Genomic DNA, 16663 nt, shown 5'->3' with positions numbered 1-16663 from the left:
TAAGAAAGTGCAATTCATATTGAGAGAAAAGGGATAATCCAGACTTTTTTTGCGAAAATATGATATAGTGAAAAGAGTACGGTACACACAAAAAAAGGAAAGAAAAGGATTTGTGTATATCTCAATTTTATGTTTTTTGCAGGAGGTATATCGATTGAAGAAATTATTGCGTATCGTAATGATTACAATTTTAATTTTAGCTGTTGATTTATACGGGAAATTACTCGTTTCACAATATATATTAACCCCATCTCAATCAAAGCAAGAAAATAAAATTGTGAAAAAGAAAAAACAAGTAAATGAAGACTCTTCTGATACGGTTTTAAATATGATTGGTGGGGACTCTGAAAATTTATTAGCAAAATGGGGCGAACCTTCTCGAATAGAACCATCTGCTTACGGATATGAATGGTGGGTATACAATCAAGATTTAGCTCAGTATGTTCAATTTGGGGTTGCTGAACGTAAAATTGTAACGGCGTATGTCGCTGGTGAGCAAGTTAAGGTGCCACCTTATTATATAAATGAAAAGTATGAAGATGTGTATAAAAAGAATCCACTTTCTCATGAGATTTCGTTAAAAAGAGGAAAGAATAGTTATCAATTTGAGTTATCTGATACCGAAGTGATGGAACAACCATTAGTACCAGTAGAAGATGGTTGGGCACAATTATATTTTGATCATTTTACGCATGAGCTTGTCGGTGTTCGTTATATGGATGACGAAACGTTATTACGTCAAAGACCGTATCAGCTCGTTTATTCGGGTGAATTATTAGCAGAACAACCATTAACTCCAGATAAAATGAAACAAATAGAGAATGGGAATATGCAACAAATTTTTGATTTAACAAATATTATTCGAAGCCGTCATAATTTACCGTTATTAGCGTGGGACCAACAAACGGCAGAGGTGGCAATCGGTCATAGTAAAGATATGAAGGATAATAATTACTTTTCACACGATTCACCTACATTAGGTACGTTAGGAGATCGTTTACAGCGCGGGAAAGTAGGATTTCAACTTGCCGGTGAGAACATAGCGGCGCAACATAGTGATGGGGTTGCGGCATTGCAAGGTTGGTTAAATAGTGAGGGACATCGAAAAAATTTATTGAATGAACAATTTACAGGATTAGGTGTTGGCGTATACGATAAGTTTTATACACAAAATTTTATTCGGAAATAAAATGAAACTGTAAATTGTGGATGGGAATCTTCCCCTATGCAAATAGTAGGATAAAAAGGTGCATGAATCGTCTAAAAATAGGCGAACCATGCGCCTTTTTTTTCTTATTATATAGTAGATATACATGAAGAGGTGAGGATTATGCCGACAACAAAAGGACCGTTACATCCATCGGTTCAACAGTTTAAAGAGTTTGTAAACCATCACCCTAAAATGGTTCATGAAGTTCGAAGTGGTCATAAAACTTGGCAACAGTTTTATGAGGAATGGTACTTACTTGGTGAAGAAGATCCAATATGGGCAACTTTTAGACCGGATGGAGCGCCTGCTTTTTCTTCGGTAAAAGAAAAGAAAAAAGAAAATGGAAAAGAAAAGGATACTCGAACTGAAGAGGAAAAAACTGCTGATGTGATGGGACAAATGCTTTCTTTCTTTAAAAAGTTAGACGTGGAACAAATGCAACATCATTTAGCCAATGTGACGAGTGCTATTGGGAGTGTGCAACAAGTTTTTCAACAATTTCAAGGAAAACGCACGCAGCAAGAAGAGAGTACTTCAGAAAATAATCCATTTTTCTTTCAGAAGGATTAGGAGGAAAGCGGATGAGAGCAGAAATTATGGAGTTTATAAAGGCTGATGAGGATTTATCTCGCTATATTAGGGAGCAACCTTACTGGTATAGAAAATTAACGCGAAACCCTGAAGAAAAAGAGGCATTTGAGTTAGCAGCTATGCAACATTTCAAAAAAACGATACCAGATAAAGTTGAGAAATTTCAAAATCAATTGGCAGTTGCTTCCATTATGATTGATATGTTTCAGTATATGAAGCAGCAAAATGCAACATAATTGGAAGGGAAAACTATGTCCGTCATGCAGAACTTTTGATACAATAGAAGCGGATTATTTAAAAAGGAGTTGCAGCATGAGCATGACGGAAATTTGTTTAGTACGACATGGACAAACTGATTGGAATTTTCAAGAGATTATTCAGGGACGTGAAGATATTCCGCTTAATGAAGTGGGGAAGAAGCAAGCGAGTCAAAGTGCAGCTGCTTTGCAAGCGGAGGCATGGGATATAATTATAAGTAGCCCATTAATTAGAGCGCAAGAAACAGCTAAGGAAATTGCAGAGGCAACTGGATTACAATCAATTTTATTAGATGAGCGATTTGTTGAACGTAATTTTGGTGAAGCTTCTGGGAAGCCAGTTGCGACTGTTAGGGAATTAATTGCAGAAGGTAAAGTAGAAGGTATGGAGCAAGATGAAGAAATTGTAGCTCGTTGTTTTGCTGCGGTAAAAGATGTTGCAGAAACTCATTCTGGCAAACGTATTATTATTGTAGCCCATTCTCATGCGATAAAAGCAATTTTACATGCAATTGCTCCGGAAGATATTTCGTTTAAGACACCGTTAAAAAACGCATGTATTAGTTATGTGAATGAAAATAGTGGGAAGTGGGATGTTGTTAAATACAACATCGCGGAACATATTAATGTATAAATGTGTACTGAAATTATTAAAAAATAGTTAGAATGATATCTTTCTGTTTAGTGAGACACTTCAATTAGTAGTTCTATTCTAAATGTGGTATGATAAATACTCGGAGGTGTCTCTCATGATTGTAGTGACGCTAGAAAGCGTATTAATATTAGATAAGGCAGAGCAGCTTGCAAAAGCGATCATCTGTTCAGATATAGCAGAAGATTACCGTAAATATTATAAAGACTTGCATGAAGATATGGAAGTTCAGACGTTAATTCAGCAATTTACAGCGATGAAAGAACGATATGAGGAAGTGCAACGTTTCGGTAAATATCATCCTGACTATACTTTCGTTTCGACGAAAATGAGGGAATTGAAGCGTTCTGTAGATTTACATGATAAGATTGCAGCTTTTAAACGAGTAGAAACGGCTTTACAAAAGTTGTTAGATGAAGTTAGTGTAGCAATCGGTTCTGAGGTGTCCTCTTCCATCAAAGTTCCAACAGGAAATCCATTTTTTGATGCTGGTGGCTGTGGTGGCGGTTGTGGTACCGGCGGAGGTTGCGGTTGTAAAAAAACGGGGTAAATCACCCCGTTTTTTAGAAGATAGAAGAAAACGTATACAGAGTTTGTCCTGTAATGTCATAAATTTCTGATTGGTTTTCATAAAATATAAAATATATGTTTTTAAAAGGAGAAGATGGAGAAGATTATGTTCGGGCAACGACAAAGTATGATTGTTTATTTACATTCATTGAAACATGCCAAGATTTTAAGAAAATATGGTAACATACATTACATATCAAAACGTTTAAAATATGCAGTAGTATATTGTGATATGGAACAAATTGAGCATATGATGCAAAAGTTGAACAAACTTCCTTTTGTGAAAAAGATAGAACAGTCGTACCGCCCGTATTTAAAAACGGAATTTGAAAATTCACGTCCTGATCGGGCAAAAGAATACGATTATAGCTAATAGAAAAAATCCCCTGCTAATTTTAACAGGGGATTTTTTATTTGAAATAACACATTATTTCATTGGAGGAATAAAATTATTCATTCGTAAAATACCAATTAAATGATTGAAAAACAGTTCTTTTTCTGGGAAAGTTGTGGACGGTTTTACCGTAAAGGTAGTCACTTTTTTTCCAAGTTGTTCTGCCGTTTCTTCAAATAAAATGACGCGTTTACTTTTTTTATTTTCAAGTACAGGAATGCCTTCACGACATATGTATAATGGTTGGAAATCACCAGTAGTAGTTGGTTTTAATATTACAACAAGTGAGCACACTTTTTTTTCATTTTTAATTGTTTCAAATTGTAACATATGTGTTATACGTTCTTGATTTGCTTTGGCAATTTCAAGTAATTCATATAAATCAGAGTAGCCCTCTCCGAGTTCTATAAAGCGTTGAATCATATCTTTTCCTCCTCTTTCTTTTACTGTACCATCTCACTTTTTAAATGAAAAGTAGACAAAGAAAAAAAACCCTGCAAAGCAGGGCCCTTCTTATACTAGCATGTACTAGTAAGAAGGCAAAGGGAGAGGAGAAACCGGAGGAAGAACTTATGGGGAAACGTAAGTCTTCTCCGCGGTTGGCAACAACATCGAAGGTGATGTTGTTATAGTTATTTATGTCCAATCTAAATGAAGATATACATGATGAAATTAAATTTTATGTTGGGCTTTTTATTTTTCTTTTTTTTATTTTATGATAGGATAAAAAAGATAAAGTGAAACGAATAGTTCGTGTTAGCGAATGGTGAGATGAATACATAAAAATGCAGAGCGGTTATTTTAAGCTAAGTTCTTCTAGTCTTCGTTGGAAGATGAATGGAATCGTAAAGTTTGGTAGCGGTTACCGAATGGAGAAAGGCTTTCTATAATTGCTCGATAGATTGAAATAAAGGTAGTGACAACAGATGAGAGTAGTTTCAGGAAAATGTAAAGGACACCCACTTAAAGCGGTGCCAGGTAATACAACACGTCCAACGACTGATAAAGTAAAAGAATCCATTTTTAATATGATAGGCCCTTATTTTGATGGGGGTGTCGCTCTTGATTTATTTGGTGGTAGCGGTGGTCTTGGAATCGAAGCTATAAGTAGAGGGATTGATAAAGCAATTTTTGTTGATCGAGACAATAAAGCGATAAAGGTAATCCATCAAAATTTAGAAAGTTGTAGAATACAGGAACAAGCTGAAGTATATCGGAATGATGCAGAACGGGCGATAAAAGCACTTATAAAACGTGAAATATCATTTGATCTTATATTAATTGATCCTCCATATAAAGATCAAAAAATTGTATCTTTAATTAGTGTAATGGATCAACATGGATTACTACATAACGATGGTTTAATTATGGCGGAGCATGGTAATGATGTAGTTTTACCTGAGGCTATAGGAAGACTTGTAAAAGTGCGAGCTGAAAATTATGGCATTACAGCGATATCGATTTATAAGTATGAAGGTGAGGGGACGGAATGACAAGTATAGCTATTTCTTCGGGAAGTTTTGATCCAATTACCCTTGGGCATCTGGATATTATTAAAAGGGGAGCAAAAGTATTTGACGAGGTATACGTAGTAGTTTTAAACAACTCGTCAAAAAAACCGTTCTTTTCAGTGGAAGAGCGTTTAGATTTAATTCGAGAAGCAACAAAGGATATTCCTAATGTCAAAGTAGATTCACATAGTGGACTACTAGTTGAGTATGCAAAAATGCGTAATGCGAACGCGATTTTACGTGGATTACGAGCAGTTTCTGATTTTGAATATGAGATGCAAATTACTTCTATGAATCGAAAGTTAGATGAAAACATTGAAACCTTTTTTATTATGACAAACAATCAATACTCATTTTTAAGCTCGAGCATTGTGAAAGAAGTTGCGAGATATGGAGGAAGTGTAGTAGATCTTGTACCTCCTGTTGTAGAACGTGCTTTAAAAGAAAAGTTTCAAACCCCGTTAAAGTGAACGGGGTTTTTCTTTGTTGCTCCGAAAAAATAATAAGATGACATATACATATAAGCAAAATAATGTAAATATCGGTCCGTAGTGTATAAAAGATGTCCAAATTTCATGCAGAATAGAAGAATGATTCGATAAAAAGACAGGGATATCTTTTTGCATAGGTGAAAAAGAGCTTACTTTTTCATAAAATGGTTTCCAAAATATAAAAGTAAAAATAGGGGCAAGAATACTTTGGATAATTCGTGCGAAAAAATAGGGCTTAAATCTAATGTCTGTTTCAGCTAATATGCTAGCGACTTGTGCCTGAATAGAAAGGCCGCTAAATGCTAAAATAAAGCTTGTTACCATAGCTTGCTGCAGGAGGGGTGTTTCAGTTATTTGACTAATCATTTGGCTTCCAAGTGTCATTTCAAACATGCCAGATAATATGGGGATACTAAATTCAGTAGTTAGTTGGAAGAATGATAAAATATGTTGCATAATAAAAGAAAGGGCTGCTGTAATATGAAATACAGTAATCATTTTATTTAAAACAGAGAATAAAATAATAAATCCACCAATCATAAGTAGCGTTTGAATAGAAGAAACGATAGCGTCCCCAAGTAATTTTCCTATTGGTCTTTTTTCTTGCATACGTGTCTCGTGTAGAATTGAAAAAGGGTTTTGAAAAGGGTGTTTTTTAGTAACATGTTTATCATGCGTGGAACTGTTGTTATTGCCATAAAAACGCATCAGTAACCCGACAGCAAAATTACTTACATAATGTGCAGCAGCTAATACGATTCCTAATTTCGGATTATTGAAAAAACCGATAGAAACAGCGCCAAAAATAAAAAGTGGATTGGATGAGTTTGTAAAAGATACGAGGCGCTCTGCTTCAATTTGTGTTAGCTGATTGCTTTTGCGCAGTCTAGCGCTTAATTTGGCGCCAGCGGGAAAGCCTGAAGCCATTCCCATTGCCCAAACAAATCCGCCTATTCCTGGAACGCGGAAAAGTGGTCGCATAAGTGGTTCTAATATAACGCCTATAAATTTTACAACACCAATACTAATGAGAAGTTCGGCAATGATGAAAAACGGTAAAAGTGAAGGGAATACAACTTCCCACCATATATTTAACCCTCGAATGGAAGCTTGTAAAGCAGCTTGGGGGTGGAGTACAAGAGAAAAGGTTAAAAAAAGTGTTGATATGGTAAGGAAAGCCGTTTTCCATTTTTCATACATGTAAGTAAATCCCCCTTTGTCCCAAAAAACGTTCATTTCAGTATACGTGGATACGTAGTGAATTTAGACCATAAGTATGAAAAAGGAACGAAAAAAATTAAAGGGTGAGAAAAGTGAAAAAACCGAAAATTGGCTTAGCTCTTGGATCTGGGGGCGCAAAAGGTTTTGCTCATATTGGTGTTATAAAGGTTTTAAGGGAAAATGATATACCGATTCATATGATTGCAGGAAGTAGTATGGGGGCTTTAGTAGGTACATTTTATGCGGCTAGTTCAAACGTTGAAAGACTGTATAAACTGGCAAATGTTTTTAAGAGGAAATATTATTTAGATTTTACGGTTCCGAAAATGGGATTTATTTCTGGAAAACGTGTCAAAGATATGATTAAAATGTTTACATATAATAAAAATTTAGAAGAATTAGATATCCCGACGGCTGTTGTGGCTACTGATATCTTAAAGGGGGAAAAAGTAGTTTTTACAAGTGGTCCAGTTGCAGAGGCGGTGAGAGCAAGCATTTCTGTACCTGGAGTGTTTGTGCCAGAGAAAATAGATGGACGATTATTGGTAGATGGCGGAGTAATTGATCGCATCCCAGTATCGGTTGTGAAAGAGTTAGGTGCCGATATTGTCATTGCTGTTGATGTATCCCCGATTAAAGTAAATGGAGAGGTTACGTCTATTTATGATGTAATTATGCAGAGTATTGAAATTATGCAACATGAGCTTGTGATAAATCGGCAAATTGCATCTGATTTAATGATGCGACCAGCTGTAGAACAATTTAGTTCCCGGGCTTTTACAAACATTGAAGACATTATTCGAGTTGGAGAGGTAGAAGCGGAAAAGCATGTTGCAAATATTCATTTATTAATTGAGCAGTGGAAGGAGAAACATAATGTTTAAGCGTTTTCGGTTTATATATGCAATTTTAATAGGGGTTATATTGGCAATGTTACTTGTTTATGTACGTCTGCCGTATTATGTAACGAAACCAGGAATGGCTGCCAAATTAGAGCCTTACGTTCAAGTTGAAGGGGGAACAAAAGAATCAGGTGATTTTATGCTTGTTACGGTTTCAATGGGACCGGCAAATGTAGTGAATTTAATAGCGGCACAGTTTAATAAATATACACATATTTCAAAAGCGGAAGAAATATTGCAAAAGGGTGAAAGTGATGAAGAATATCAATTTCGCCAAAATTATGCGATGAAAGATTCGCAAAATGCAGCGATTTATAATGCTTATAAACGTGCAAATCGTACTGTTTCTTTTGAAAATAAAGGTGTGTTGGTTGCTGGTGTAGCGAAAGGGATGCCTTCAGAAGGAAAGCTTAAACTTGGAGATGTTATCATTGCCGTCGACGGAAAAACATTTGAAAAGACAGAACAATTTATTGAATATATGACAGGGAAAAAAGAAGGAGATACAGTAAATATTGAGTACAAGAGGGATGGGAAACAGTTAAAAGAAAATTTAAATGTAAAGACTATTCCGAATGGAAATGGACGTGTTGGTATAGGTGTTTCTATCGTTACGGAAAGAGAATTAGTGGTAGATCCGAAAGTGAAAATTGACTCTCATGAAATAGGCGGACCATCGGCAGGCCTAATGTTTACATTAGAAATATATAATCAACTGGTGGAAGATGATTTAACAAGAGGGCATGAAATAGCTGGAACAGGGACGATCAATGAAAAGGGAGAAGTTGGCCCGATTGGTGGTATTCAGCAAAAAGTGGTTGCTGCAAGTGATGCTGGTGCTGAAGTGTTCTTTGCACCAAATGAAAAAGGTGCGGAGAAATCGAATTATAAAGATGCACTTGAGGCTGCGAAAGATATTAAAACGAAAATGAAAGTTGTGCCAGTTGATACGTTGGATGATGCATTAATGTATTTGGAAAAAATGGGCAAGAAATAAAAAAATCTCTCTGAAAAGAGAGATTTTTTTATAGGAATTTTGCAGTTGTTTCATCGTAACGAATTGGGTGATGTGTTGCATCTTGTTTTAGTAGTTGTGTTCGTAATGGTTCTTGTATGATGGAGAAATATACAGAATTGGCTTTTCGATCTATGTGTAAAGTAGGATGGTCAAATGTTTTTGTATGGGTAAGGATTGGAAGCTCTATTTTTTTCTTGTTTTTTGAAAGGTACGTTTGTCCTTTTTGTGACATGCCTAATAGACGAATGTATGGTGCATGTTGCTCTATATTTGCGCAATGTATTTCTTCTTTTGTTGTATTTGTTAAAATATGTGTACAAGCTCTTTGTAATCTAGTCCACGTATAACGTTTCGTTTTTAACGCTTCCATGAATGAATGGAAGGAGGAACTGGTTTGTATTTTTGATAAAATACGATGCTCTAAACCTTCCTCAATTTCATATATATGTCGTAAGTCTTCTGGAGACATTGTCATAAGTTTGTATTTAAAAAATGAAAAGTATTGTTCCCAATTATGTAATGTCCCGTAGTTTTGTTTATAACTTGCTAAAAGAGAAGCAGTCGCTTTTGGGATGAAAGGCTCAATTTCTGTAAAGGAACTATTTTCACTAAAAAGTTGTTTGCGAATACTTGTTGCGCTTGCAATATGTTGATCGTTAAATGTTTCATCATGATAATGAGATGCGAACCTTTTTATCGTTTGTGCTTGCATAGAACTATTTTGCATTAGAATTGCTTTTATGTATTGGAAGCCTAAAATGTTATTTGGTTGTGACATGTCTATATTTTTTTCAGAAGATAAAATGTGTAGGAAAGCTTCAGATGTAGCTTTTGCGTAACTATTACCTGCGTTCATAAATTGCTTTACAAGACGATTAAAAGTCTCTTCTTCATTTTTCTGCACAGAGATGGTGTTATAAAAATTTTCGATTTGTCCATCTTCACTGCCGAAACAAATTTCAGAAACGTGTAGGGCGTTTAAAATAGAAATAGCGCCATTTGCAAAGGTTTCGGCCTTTTGCGTTGAAAAGGCATAAGGAAGCTCTACAACGAGGTCTACACCGCATGCTAAGGCCATTTTGGTACGATACCATTTGGATACGAGTGCTGGCTCACCACGTTGTAAAAAAGGGCCACTCATAACAGCGATTGTAATATCAGAGTGTGTTAACTTTTTTGTTTGTTGCACATGATAAGCATGACCGTTATGAAAAGGGTTATATTCAACAACAATACCACTGGCTTTTATGGTAATCTCTCCTTTCGATGTAGCATCTTTTTGAAAAACGTGATACTCTATATATTATTTACTATGATGACTTCATTATAGTGTAAAGAAAAAACATTGACAAATATAAAATGGCTAGCTATAATTTTGTTTGTTGCCTTGAGGTGATATGATATGAAATGGTCCATCCATCAATTGAATAAATTGAGAAATAAAGGATTGACATTGGATGAGATGGTAGATGTAAGTGAGCTAAAAGAGGTCGAGAAAGATATTCGTGAAATTAATCCTGTTCACGTAACAGGAAGAGTTGATTTTGGCTCCGGTAAGTTTACGTTCCATCTACATATAACTGGAAGCATGGTTTTACCATGTTCTCGCTCTTTAGTAGATGTGACATTACCATTTGACATTAAAACAACTGAGGTGTTCCAAACTTCACAAGAAGAATTTGAAACTGAAGCTGAAATTCATTGTTTAGAAGGAGAAGTACTTGACTTACTGCCCGTAATCAAGGAAAATATACTTTTGGAGATTCCAATGCAAATTTTCAGTGATGATGTTTCTGGTGGAGCACCGACGCAAGGTCAAGACTGGCAAGTGATTTCGGAAGAAGACAAAGAAAAGCCTGTTGATCCAAGATTGGCAGGACTTGCAAAGTTTTTTGACAAATAATCGGAAGACTGGTTCAGGCCTTCATATGAAAATAACTATTTCTTTTAAGGAGGTGGGAAGAATGGCTGTACCTTTTAGAAGAACTTCTAAAACAGTAAAAAGAAAGCGTCGTACGCATTTCAAATTATCAGTACCTGGTATGGTAGAGTGCCCAAGCTGTGGTGAAGCGAAATTAGCTCACCGTGTATGTAAAGCATGCGGTACTTACAAAGGTAAAGAAGTAATCAGCAAGTAATTGCGGGAAAATAAACGTAGAAGATATCTTCTACGTTTATTTTTTTTTTTTGTCTTATTCTTCATTTGTTGTATTCTATCTTTTCTAGTAACTGCATATGTTTAATAAAAAATGCATAGGGAGGACTAGAGAGATGGCGACAACAAGACAAGATGCTTGGACTGATGATGAAGATTTGCTTCTGGCAGAAGTAGTACTCCGGCATATTCGAGAAGGTGGAACGCAATTATCTGCCTTTAAAGAAGTGGGAAGACATTTATCACGTACACCAGCAGCATGTGGCTTTAGATGGAATTCTTACGTTAGAAAGCAATACAAAGAACGTATTGAAGAAGCGAAGCAACTGCGTAAAGTGGAAAATTATGAAGTGAAAGAGACAAAGGTATTAGAACCTACGTCAATTACATTGAATGATGTTATTGATTTCTTGCAAAATTATAAAGATGAAAACTCTTTAGTGGTGTTGCAACAGCAAATTGAATCGTTACAAACAGAGAAAGAGAGCCTGTTGGAGCGATTATCAGTATATGAGGAAGAATATAGAACATTGCTTGATTATATCGATCAAAAAAGAAGTGTAATGGTAGCGGAAAGAAATAGCGCTCGTTCGAATGGGAAATTAGAGAAGTTAAAGAAATAAAAAAACAGCTGCTATGTAGCTGTTTTTTTATTTCTTATGCAGACTCTTCGTTTGTAACCGCATTCAAATTTGTTTCTGGGTGCCAAACGTAAAAATCACCATCAGGTACTGACACAGGTTGGAAATTTAATTTATCCCAAAAACCAGCTGAATGGATACGTGCGATCGTTTTAATTGGGAACTGCAGTCCCTTCGCATAATTTACAAGCATTTCTCCGAATCCTTGTTTTTGGAAAGTTGGTAATACTTCAAGTTTATAAAGTTCTAGGTAAGTACCTGTAATTTCGAATGGTTCCCCGCCGTTCCTTTTCATGTATAGACTCATACGTGCAATGAGTGATCCGCCGTAATAAATACCGTAAAATGGAGATTCACTATTGTTTTCAATAATGTTTGCTTGTAATTCTTCTAACATGGATAGTTCTTGAGCTCCGCAGCCTTTAAATTTTTTAAACTCGTCTAATGTTTTATAATTGATGAGCAAGCGCTCAACTTTTGGGAATCCCATAACATCACATCCTTTTTGTCTCATTGAATGCAGAAAAGTGAAAATATTTATAATAATATTATAACTCATTTTTTTATTTTTATGAAGATGATAGTGTATTTCTTTTATTATTTTTTTGAGGATTTGCTAAACTAAGAGTAGAAGCATAGTAATAAGTAGTATATACATATTGAAAGAAGAGGTGGCATTTGATCATCTTTAGTTAATTATGATTCCGTATGAATCGGAGGTTCGCGGAATAAAAGAGGAGGGGAAAAAGGGACTTATGTATCGTGTTCAAATGAGTTCCTTGTGTGAAAATGAAAATTGGAGTTGTGGGACCGGGAGCTATCGGTCTATTGTATACATTTTATTTACAAAAAAGTAATCAAGATGTTACGTTGTTTACAAGGACAGCTAAGCAGGCTGACGAATTAAATATAACGGGTGTAACTTGTATTAGGGAGGGGAAACGTGAAACGGTATTCCCGCCAGTATTACCAATAGAAAGTATGCTAGACCAGCAGCTAGATTATATATTTATTGCTGTTAAGCAATATCATATAACTGACATACTACCTTTTGTGCGAGGGAAATCTTCAGTAGTCTTTTTGCAAAACGGAATGTCACACCTTCATGCTATGCAGAAAATAGAGAATGAAAATATTGCAGTTGGAATTGTAGAGCATGGTGCGAAAAAAGAAGAAAGACATATCGTTTATCATACAGGGATAGGTGTAACGAAGTTTGGAATCGTGCGCGGTCGGTCTATACATTTTGAAAAAATATTTAATTGCTTTCCTTTTCCGCATTTTCCAATTCGAATAGAAGATAATTGGAAGGATGTTATGCACAAAAAATTAGTAGTGAATGTATGTATCAATCCATTGACGGCATTATTACAGGTCAAGAACGGAGAATTGATCACGAACCCGTTTTTTTATCAGATGATGGAGCAAGTATTCCAGGAAGTCGTTTTTCTCGTTAAAGAAGAAAAAGAAATGGTATGGGAAATGGTACGTCATGTATGTGAAAGAACATCTCATAATACATCATCTATGCTGGCAGATGTAAGGGCGAATAGACAAACAGAGATTGGTGCGATTGTTGGATATGTATTAGAAGAAGCTAAGAAACAGCAACGATCCGTTCCGACACTTCAATTTTTGTTCGATGCAATAAAAGGGTTAGAAGTAAAAGTATAAGTGTAATTCTTTGCTTTTATGTGAAACATTGACTACAATGTGGATTGGTGAGAGAACAGGATACGAAAGGAAGAATTATATGGAGATAAAAGAAATCTCTGTTCCGCAACAAGGTGTTGTAGCGGACTATATGAACGGTAAAAAAGAGATACAGTCGTGTTTTGATTATATGTTAACAGAAGATGCTTTTAAACAGCGTGTACAAGATTTGCGTGAGAGGGAGTTTTTCCGCCAAGATTTAGTAGCGCATTTATTAGAATATAATACAAAATTACAAGCGGGAGAAGCTACAATTCAAAATGTAAAAGCGCTTGAAGATGAAGATACATATGTTGTTATAGCTGGACAACAAGCTGGGTTATTAACTGGGCCACTTTATACGATTCATAAAATTATTTCAGTTTTACAGCTTGCGAAGGAAAAGGAAGAAAGTTTAGGCGTTAAAGTTGTTCCTGTTTTCTGGATTGCTGGTGAAGACCATGATATGGATGAAATTAATCATACTTTTGTAACGAAGAATAAAAAAATAAAAAAGACTATTTTTCATGATCGTAATCCGAAAAAGGCGAGTGCTTCAGAGTCTGAGCTTTCTTTGGAAGACTGTAGAAAGTGGATTGAAGAAATTTTTAAAACATACCCTGAAACGAATTTTACAAAGGATGTACTGCGATTTATTGATGATTCTTTACGGAAATCGAATACGTATGTAGATTTCTTTGGTCACCTTATTATGAAAATGTTCATAAATTCTGGTTTAATTCTTGTCGATTCGCATCATCCTGAATTAAGAAAATTAGAAGTGCCGTTTTTTAAACAAATTGTAAGTAAGTATAAAGAAGTGCAAGAGGGGCTTCATAACCAACAGGAAGTAATTAAAGAATTAGGATATAAGCCAATTATTGAAACAAAGTCTAATGCAGTACATATATTCATGGAAATTGATAATGAGCGAGTGTTGCTTGAAGACAATCAAGGGAAGTTTGTTGGGAAGGATGGGACGTATTCCTTTTCATATGAAGAATTGATTGAAGAGATGGAAAGAAGCCCAGAGCGCTTTAGTAATAATGTTGTAACGCGCCCTCTTATGCAAGAGTATGTATTTCCTACGTTGGCGTTTATTGGAGGTCCAGGGGAATTAGCTTACTGGAGTGAATTACAACAAGTCTTCCATACTATCGGTTTCCGAACGCCGCCTGTCGTTCCGCGTATTACAATTACTTATATAGAGAGGGATATAGCGACAGATTTACACGATTTACAATTGCAAGAGAGTGATCCGTTTTTAAATAACGTAGATAAGTTGCGTGATGATTGGTTATCTAATCAAATAGAGGAACCGATAGATGACCGATTTGTAGAGGCGAAAAAAGAAATAATGAATATTCATAAGTCATTACAACAGTTTGTGAAGAAAATAGATCCAGGGTTAAGTGCGTTTGCAGGGAAAAATGAATTCAAAATTAATGAACAAATCGAACTGTTGGAAAGAATGTTGAAAAGAAATGTTGAGAAAAAACATGAAGTGCAACTAAACAAATTCCGTCGCATACAATTTGCACTCCGTCCATCAGGAGCGCCGCAAGAGCGTGTGTGGAATATATGTTACTATTTAAATCAGTACGGTTTAGATTTCATTGATCGTGTAATGGAAAAGCCGTTTTCTTGGAATGGAAAACATCACGTTATAAAACTGTAGAATCTTGCTCTTAGGAGCAGGATTTTATTTTTATCTCGTTGAATTTACTGTGAAGTGAAATTTTTCTGAATTATTAATTTAAAAACAGTGGATATTGCAATTATGCAGGATACTTAAATATATGACAAAATAGCACAAAATGTAAACGTATTATTATCTTTTTCGACAGTTTTTTATTTAAATTCCCGCAAAAGATGATAAAATTTAGTATATAATAAAAGAAAATGGCGATTTGTATAGTATGCTGCCTTTGTAGGCAAGTTAAATGAGTCGTTCTTTCATAGTATTTCGTTCTCTAGTCGTGAAATATGCGTTTAGAGGAGGAGATACATTCAACATAATTAATTGGAAAAAGAGTAGGTGCAACAATGTTTAATCACGTAACAGTGCTTTTGAAGGAAACAGTAGATGGCTTAGATATAAAGCCAGGTGGTACATATGTAGATTGTACACTGGGGGGAGGAGGACATAGTTCTTATTTATTATCCCAATTAACTGAAGGCGGAAGATTAATCGCGTTTGATCAAGATGAGATAGCAATTCAAAATGCGAAAGAAAAATTCTCTTCATACGGTGAGCAGTTCATAACAGTAAAGAGTAATTTCCGTTACCTATCTGAAAAACTACAGGAATTAGGTATAACAGAAGTAGACGGTATTTTATTTGATTTAGGTGTTTCATCCCCGCAATTAGATACACCAGAGCGTGGCTTTAGTTACCATCATGATGCACCGTTAGATATGCGAATGGATCAAGATGCCCCATTAACAGCCTATGATGTTGTAAATAGTTGGTCATATGAACAACTTGTAAGGATTTTCTTCCAGTATGGCGAAGAGAAATTTTCAAAACAAATAGCAAGAAAAATTGAAGCGTATCGTGAGAATAAAGCTATTGAAACGACAGGGGAATTAGTAGAACTAATTAAAGAGGGTATTCCAGCTCCTGCTCGTAGAACGGGTGGACATCCTGCGAAGCGAGTGTTCCAAGCGATCCGTATTGCGGTAAATGATGAATTGAAAGTATTTGAAGAAGCGTTGGAATCTGCAATTGAGATGGTCAAGCCAGGCGGAAGAGTTAGCGTTATAACATTCCATTCTTTAGAAGACCGTATTTGTAAAACGACGTTTAAGCGAAATAGTACAACGCCACAATTGCCACCAGGATTACCAATTATTCCTGATGAATTTAAGCCGAAGTTAAAGCTTATTACAAGAAAACCGATTTTACCTTCTGATATAGAGTTAGAAGAAAATAATCGAGCGCGTTCTGCGAAATTGAGAATCGCTGAAAAACGATAAAAAGGGGAGAGAGGTATGAGTAACTTAGCTGTAAAGTACAAGCAACAAGCGCAAGAAGAGGTTCAGATTCAAACGCCCCCACAGCAGATGGTTCAGCCGAAAGCTAAAGCGAAGATTACAAGAATCGAAAAACTGTTGTATGTAGCGTTTATTGGCTTTTTATTGTATGCCTGTGTAGCGTTTATTGGAAATAAAGCAGGCCTTTATCAAGTTAATGTAGAAGCTGCGACAATAGAACAAAAAATTGTACAGCAGCAAAAAGAAAATCAAGAGTTACAGGCTGAAGTAGAGAAGTTAAGTCGTTATGAACGAATCGCTGAAGTTGCAAAAAAACACGGGCTAGAAATTAATGCGAATAATGTGAAAGGCCTCAAATAAG

21 protein-coding genes are annotated in these 16663 nt (G+C 35.6%); 17 read left to right on the top strand and 4 right to left on the bottom strand.

Annotation, left to right across the window (positions count from 1 at the left end; all coding sequences use genetic code 11):
• The first annotated feature begins 154 nt into the window (after positions 1-154).
• From MR070_RS01035 to MR070_RS01010, 6 genes are all read left to right on the top strand, one after another.
• Positions 155-1189, top strand: coding sequence for a CAP domain-containing protein (locus MR070_RS01035; protein WP_000735391.1), 1035 nt, complete (start codon positions 155-157; stop codon positions 1187-1189).
• A 141-nt stretch (positions 1190-1330) separates the two neighbouring features.
• A complete protein-coding gene (gene ylbD / locus MR070_RS01030; RefSeq protein WP_001143335.1) occupies positions 1331-1780 on the top strand; it encodes a YlbD family protein in 450 nt (149 codons plus the stop codon).
• Positions 1781-1791: 11 nt separating this feature from the next.
• The gene (locus tag MR070_RS01025; RefSeq protein ID WP_001200990.1) at positions 1792-2037 is read left to right on the top strand and encodes a YlbE-like family protein; all 246 of its coding nucleotides are present in this window, start codon (positions 1792-1794) and stop codon (positions 2035-2037) included.
• Between the two features lie 82 nt (positions 2038-2119).
• Positions 2120-2692 (top strand): histidine phosphatase family protein, encoded by a 573-nt coding sequence (locus tag MR070_RS01020; protein ID WP_001998138.1) that lies wholly within the window; start codon positions 2120-2122, stop codon positions 2690-2692.
• A gap of 115 nt (positions 2693-2807) precedes the next feature.
• Entirely contained in the window at positions 2808-3260 is a 453-nt protein-coding gene (locus MR070_RS01015) for a YlbF/YmcA family competence regulator (protein ID WP_242260395.1), read from the top strand.
• A 126-nt stretch (positions 3261-3386) separates the two neighbouring features.
• On the top strand, positions 3387-3653 hold the full coding sequence (locus MR070_RS01010; protein WP_002080814.1) for a YlbG family protein: 267 nt from the start codon (positions 3387-3389) through the stop codon (positions 3651-3653).
• A gap of 54 nt (positions 3654-3707) precedes the next feature.
• On the opposite strand, the gene MR070_RS01005 is transcribed toward MR070_RS01010, so the two are convergent.
• Complete coding sequence (locus MR070_RS01005) at positions 3708-4097, bottom strand: DUF7147 family protein (protein ID WP_000616011.1); 390 nt, start codon at positions 4095-4097, stop codon at positions 3708-3710.
• Between the two features lie 503 nt (positions 4098-4600).
• On the opposite strand from MR070_RS01005, the gene rsmD reads away from it, so the two are divergent.
• Together rsmD and coaD are read left to right on the top strand one after the other, a co-directional pair.
• Positions 4601-5167 (top strand): 16S rRNA (guanine(966)-N(2))-methyltransferase RsmD, encoded by a 567-nt coding sequence (gene rsmD / locus MR070_RS01000; protein WP_001266987.1) that lies wholly within the window; start codon positions 4601-4603, stop codon positions 5165-5167.
• A complete protein-coding gene (gene coaD, locus MR070_RS00995; RefSeq protein ID WP_000200598.1) occupies positions 5164-5655 on the top strand; it encodes a pantetheine-phosphate adenylyltransferase in 492 nt (163 codons plus the stop codon). Before rsmD ends, coaD begins: the two co-directional genes overlap by 4 nt.
• Here coaD and ylbJ read toward each other — a convergent pair.
• Positions 5647-6876, bottom strand: coding sequence for a sporulation integral membrane protein YlbJ (ylbJ, locus tag MR070_RS00990; RefSeq protein WP_000273105.1), 1230 nt, complete (start codon positions 6874-6876; stop codon positions 5647-5649). The two genes, coaD and ylbJ, sit on opposite strands and share 9 nt — an antisense overlap.
• A gap of 113 nt (positions 6877-6989) precedes the next feature.
• On the opposite strand from ylbJ, the gene MR070_RS00985 reads away from it, so the two are divergent.
• Positions 6990-7781, top strand: a complete 792-nt coding sequence (locus tag MR070_RS00985; protein ID WP_242260392.1) for a patatin-like phospholipase family protein — start codon at positions 6990-6992, stop codon at positions 7779-7781.
• Positions 7774-8796, top strand: coding sequence for a SepM family pheromone-processing serine protease (locus MR070_RS00980; RefSeq protein ID WP_000476306.1), 1023 nt, complete (start codon positions 7774-7776; stop codon positions 8794-8796). The genes MR070_RS00985 and MR070_RS00980 overlap by 8 nt, the downstream gene beginning before the upstream one ends.
• Positions 8797-8824: 28 nt before the next feature.
• On the opposite strand, the gene MR070_RS00975 is transcribed toward MR070_RS00980, so the two are convergent.
• A complete protein-coding gene (locus tag MR070_RS00975) occupies positions 8825-10006 on the bottom strand; it encodes a nucleotidyltransferase (RefSeq protein ID WP_001187903.1) in 1182 nt (393 codons plus the stop codon).
• Between the two features lie 213 nt (positions 10007-10219).
• Here MR070_RS00975 and MR070_RS00970 point away from each other — a divergent pair, with 213 nt between their 5' ends.
• The 3 genes from MR070_RS00970 (at position 10220) to MR070_RS00960 (ending at position 11595) form a co-directional block, all read left to right on the top strand.
• Positions 10220-10720: a YceD family protein gene (locus tag MR070_RS00970; protein WP_000872145.1), complete on the top strand. Its 501-nt coding sequence runs from the start codon at positions 10220-10222 to the stop codon at positions 10718-10720.
• Between the two features lie 61 nt (positions 10721-10781).
• Complete coding sequence (rpmF, locus tag MR070_RS00965; RefSeq protein ID WP_001984764.1) at positions 10782-10955, top strand: 50S ribosomal protein L32; 174 nt, start codon at positions 10782-10784, stop codon at positions 10953-10955.
• A 133-nt stretch (positions 10956-11088) separates the two neighbouring features.
• Positions 11089-11595, top strand: a complete 507-nt coding sequence (locus tag MR070_RS00960) for an RsfA family transcriptional regulator (protein ID WP_000246478.1) — start codon at positions 11089-11091, stop codon at positions 11593-11595.
• A gap of 34 nt (positions 11596-11629) precedes the next feature.
• Here MR070_RS00960 and MR070_RS00955 read toward each other — a convergent pair whose 3' ends face one another.
• A complete protein-coding gene (locus MR070_RS00955) occupies positions 11630-12103 on the bottom strand; it encodes an N-acetyltransferase (RefSeq protein ID WP_000506707.1) in 474 nt (157 codons plus the stop codon).
• A gap of 293 nt (positions 12104-12396) precedes the next feature.
• Between MR070_RS00955 and panE the strand changes: the two genes are divergently transcribed.
• The 4 genes from panE to ftsL all read left to right on the top strand — a co-directional run bounded on the left by panE (position 12397) and on the right by ftsL (position 16662).
• Positions 12397-13287, top strand: a complete 891-nt coding sequence (panE, locus tag MR070_RS00950; RefSeq protein ID WP_041185186.1) for a 2-dehydropantoate 2-reductase — start codon at positions 12397-12399, stop codon at positions 13285-13287.
• Between the two features lie 79 nt (positions 13288-13366).
• Positions 13367-14983, top strand: a complete 1617-nt coding sequence (gene bshC, locus MR070_RS00945) for a bacillithiol biosynthesis cysteine-adding enzyme BshC (RefSeq protein WP_242260390.1) — start codon at positions 13367-13369, stop codon at positions 14981-14983.
• A 368-nt stretch (positions 14984-15351) separates the two neighbouring features.
• Positions 15352-16284 (top strand): 16S rRNA (cytosine(1402)-N(4))-methyltransferase RsmH, encoded by a 933-nt coding sequence (rsmH, locus tag MR070_RS00940; RefSeq protein WP_000481789.1) that lies wholly within the window; start codon positions 15352-15354, stop codon positions 16282-16284.
• Between the two features lie 15 nt (positions 16285-16299).
• Complete coding sequence (ftsL, locus tag MR070_RS00935) at positions 16300-16662, top strand: cell division protein FtsL (RefSeq protein WP_000067081.1); 363 nt, start codon at positions 16300-16302, stop codon at positions 16660-16662.
• The last annotated feature ends 1 nt before the right edge of the window (position 16663 follow it).

The sequence above is a fragment of the Bacillus cereus group sp. BfR-BA-01453 genome (assembly GCF_022662915.1).
Classification (GTDB): Bacteria; Bacillota; Bacilli; order Bacillales; family Bacillaceae_G; genus Bacillus_A; species Bacillus_A paranthracis.
This window is presented reverse-complemented; position numbering and strand designations above follow the sequence as displayed.

Bases quoted from the DNA above. Each gene is read 5' to 3' on its own strand.
- MR070_RS01025 (WP_001200990.1), top strand. From the start codon at position 1,792: ATGAGAGCAGAAATTATGGAGTTTATAAAGGCTGATGAGGATTTATCT.
- MR070_RS01015 (WP_242260395.1), top strand. From the start codon at position 2,808: ATGATTGTAGTGACGCTAGAAAGCGTATTAATATTAGATAAGGCAGAG.
- ftsL (WP_000067081.1), top strand. From the start codon at position 16,300: ATGAGTAACTTAGCTGTAAAGTACAAGCAACAAGCGCAAGAAGAGGTT.
- MR070_RS00970 (WP_000872145.1), top strand. From the start codon at position 10,220: ATGAAATGGTCCATCCATCAATTGAATAAATTGAGAAATAAAGGATTG.
- MR070_RS01005 (WP_000616011.1), bottom strand. From the start codon at position 4,097: ATGATTCAACGCTTTATAGAACTCGGAGAGGGCTACTCTGATTTATAT.
- MR070_RS00960 (WP_000246478.1), top strand. From the start codon at position 11,089: ATGGCGACAACAAGACAAGATGCTTGGACTGATGATGAAGATTTGCTT.
- MR070_RS00955 (WP_000506707.1), bottom strand. From the start codon at position 12,103: ATGGGATTCCCAAAAGTTGAGCGCTTGCTCATCAATTATAAAACATTA.
- bshC (WP_242260390.1), top strand. From the start codon at position 13,367: ATGGAGATAAAAGAAATCTCTGTTCCGCAACAAGGTGTTGTAGCGGAC.
- coaD (WP_000200598.1), top strand. From the start codon at position 5,164: ATGACAAGTATAGCTATTTCTTCGGGAAGTTTTGATCCAATTACCCTT.
- rpmF (WP_001984764.1), top strand. From the start codon at position 10,782: ATGGCTGTACCTTTTAGAAGAACTTCTAAAACAGTAAAAAGAAAGCGT.
- MR070_RS01020 (WP_001998138.1), top strand. From the start codon at position 2,120: ATGACGGAAATTTGTTTAGTACGACATGGACAAACTGATTGGAATTTT.
- ylbD (WP_001143335.1), top strand. From the start codon at position 1,331: ATGCCGACAACAAAAGGACCGTTACATCCATCGGTTCAACAGTTTAAA.
- rsmD (WP_001266987.1), top strand. From the start codon at position 4,601: ATGAGAGTAGTTTCAGGAAAATGTAAAGGACACCCACTTAAAGCGGTG.
- MR070_RS01010 (WP_002080814.1), top strand. From the start codon at position 3,387: ATGTTCGGGCAACGACAAAGTATGATTGTTTATTTACATTCATTGAAA.
- rsmH (WP_000481789.1), top strand. From the start codon at position 15,352: ATGTTTAATCACGTAACAGTGCTTTTGAAGGAAACAGTAGATGGCTTA.
- MR070_RS00980 (WP_000476306.1), top strand. From the start codon at position 7,774: ATGTTTAAGCGTTTTCGGTTTATATATGCAATTTTAATAGGGGTTATA.
- ylbJ (WP_000273105.1), bottom strand. From the start codon at position 6,876: ATGTATGAAAAATGGAAAACGGCTTTCCTTACCATATCAACACTTTTT.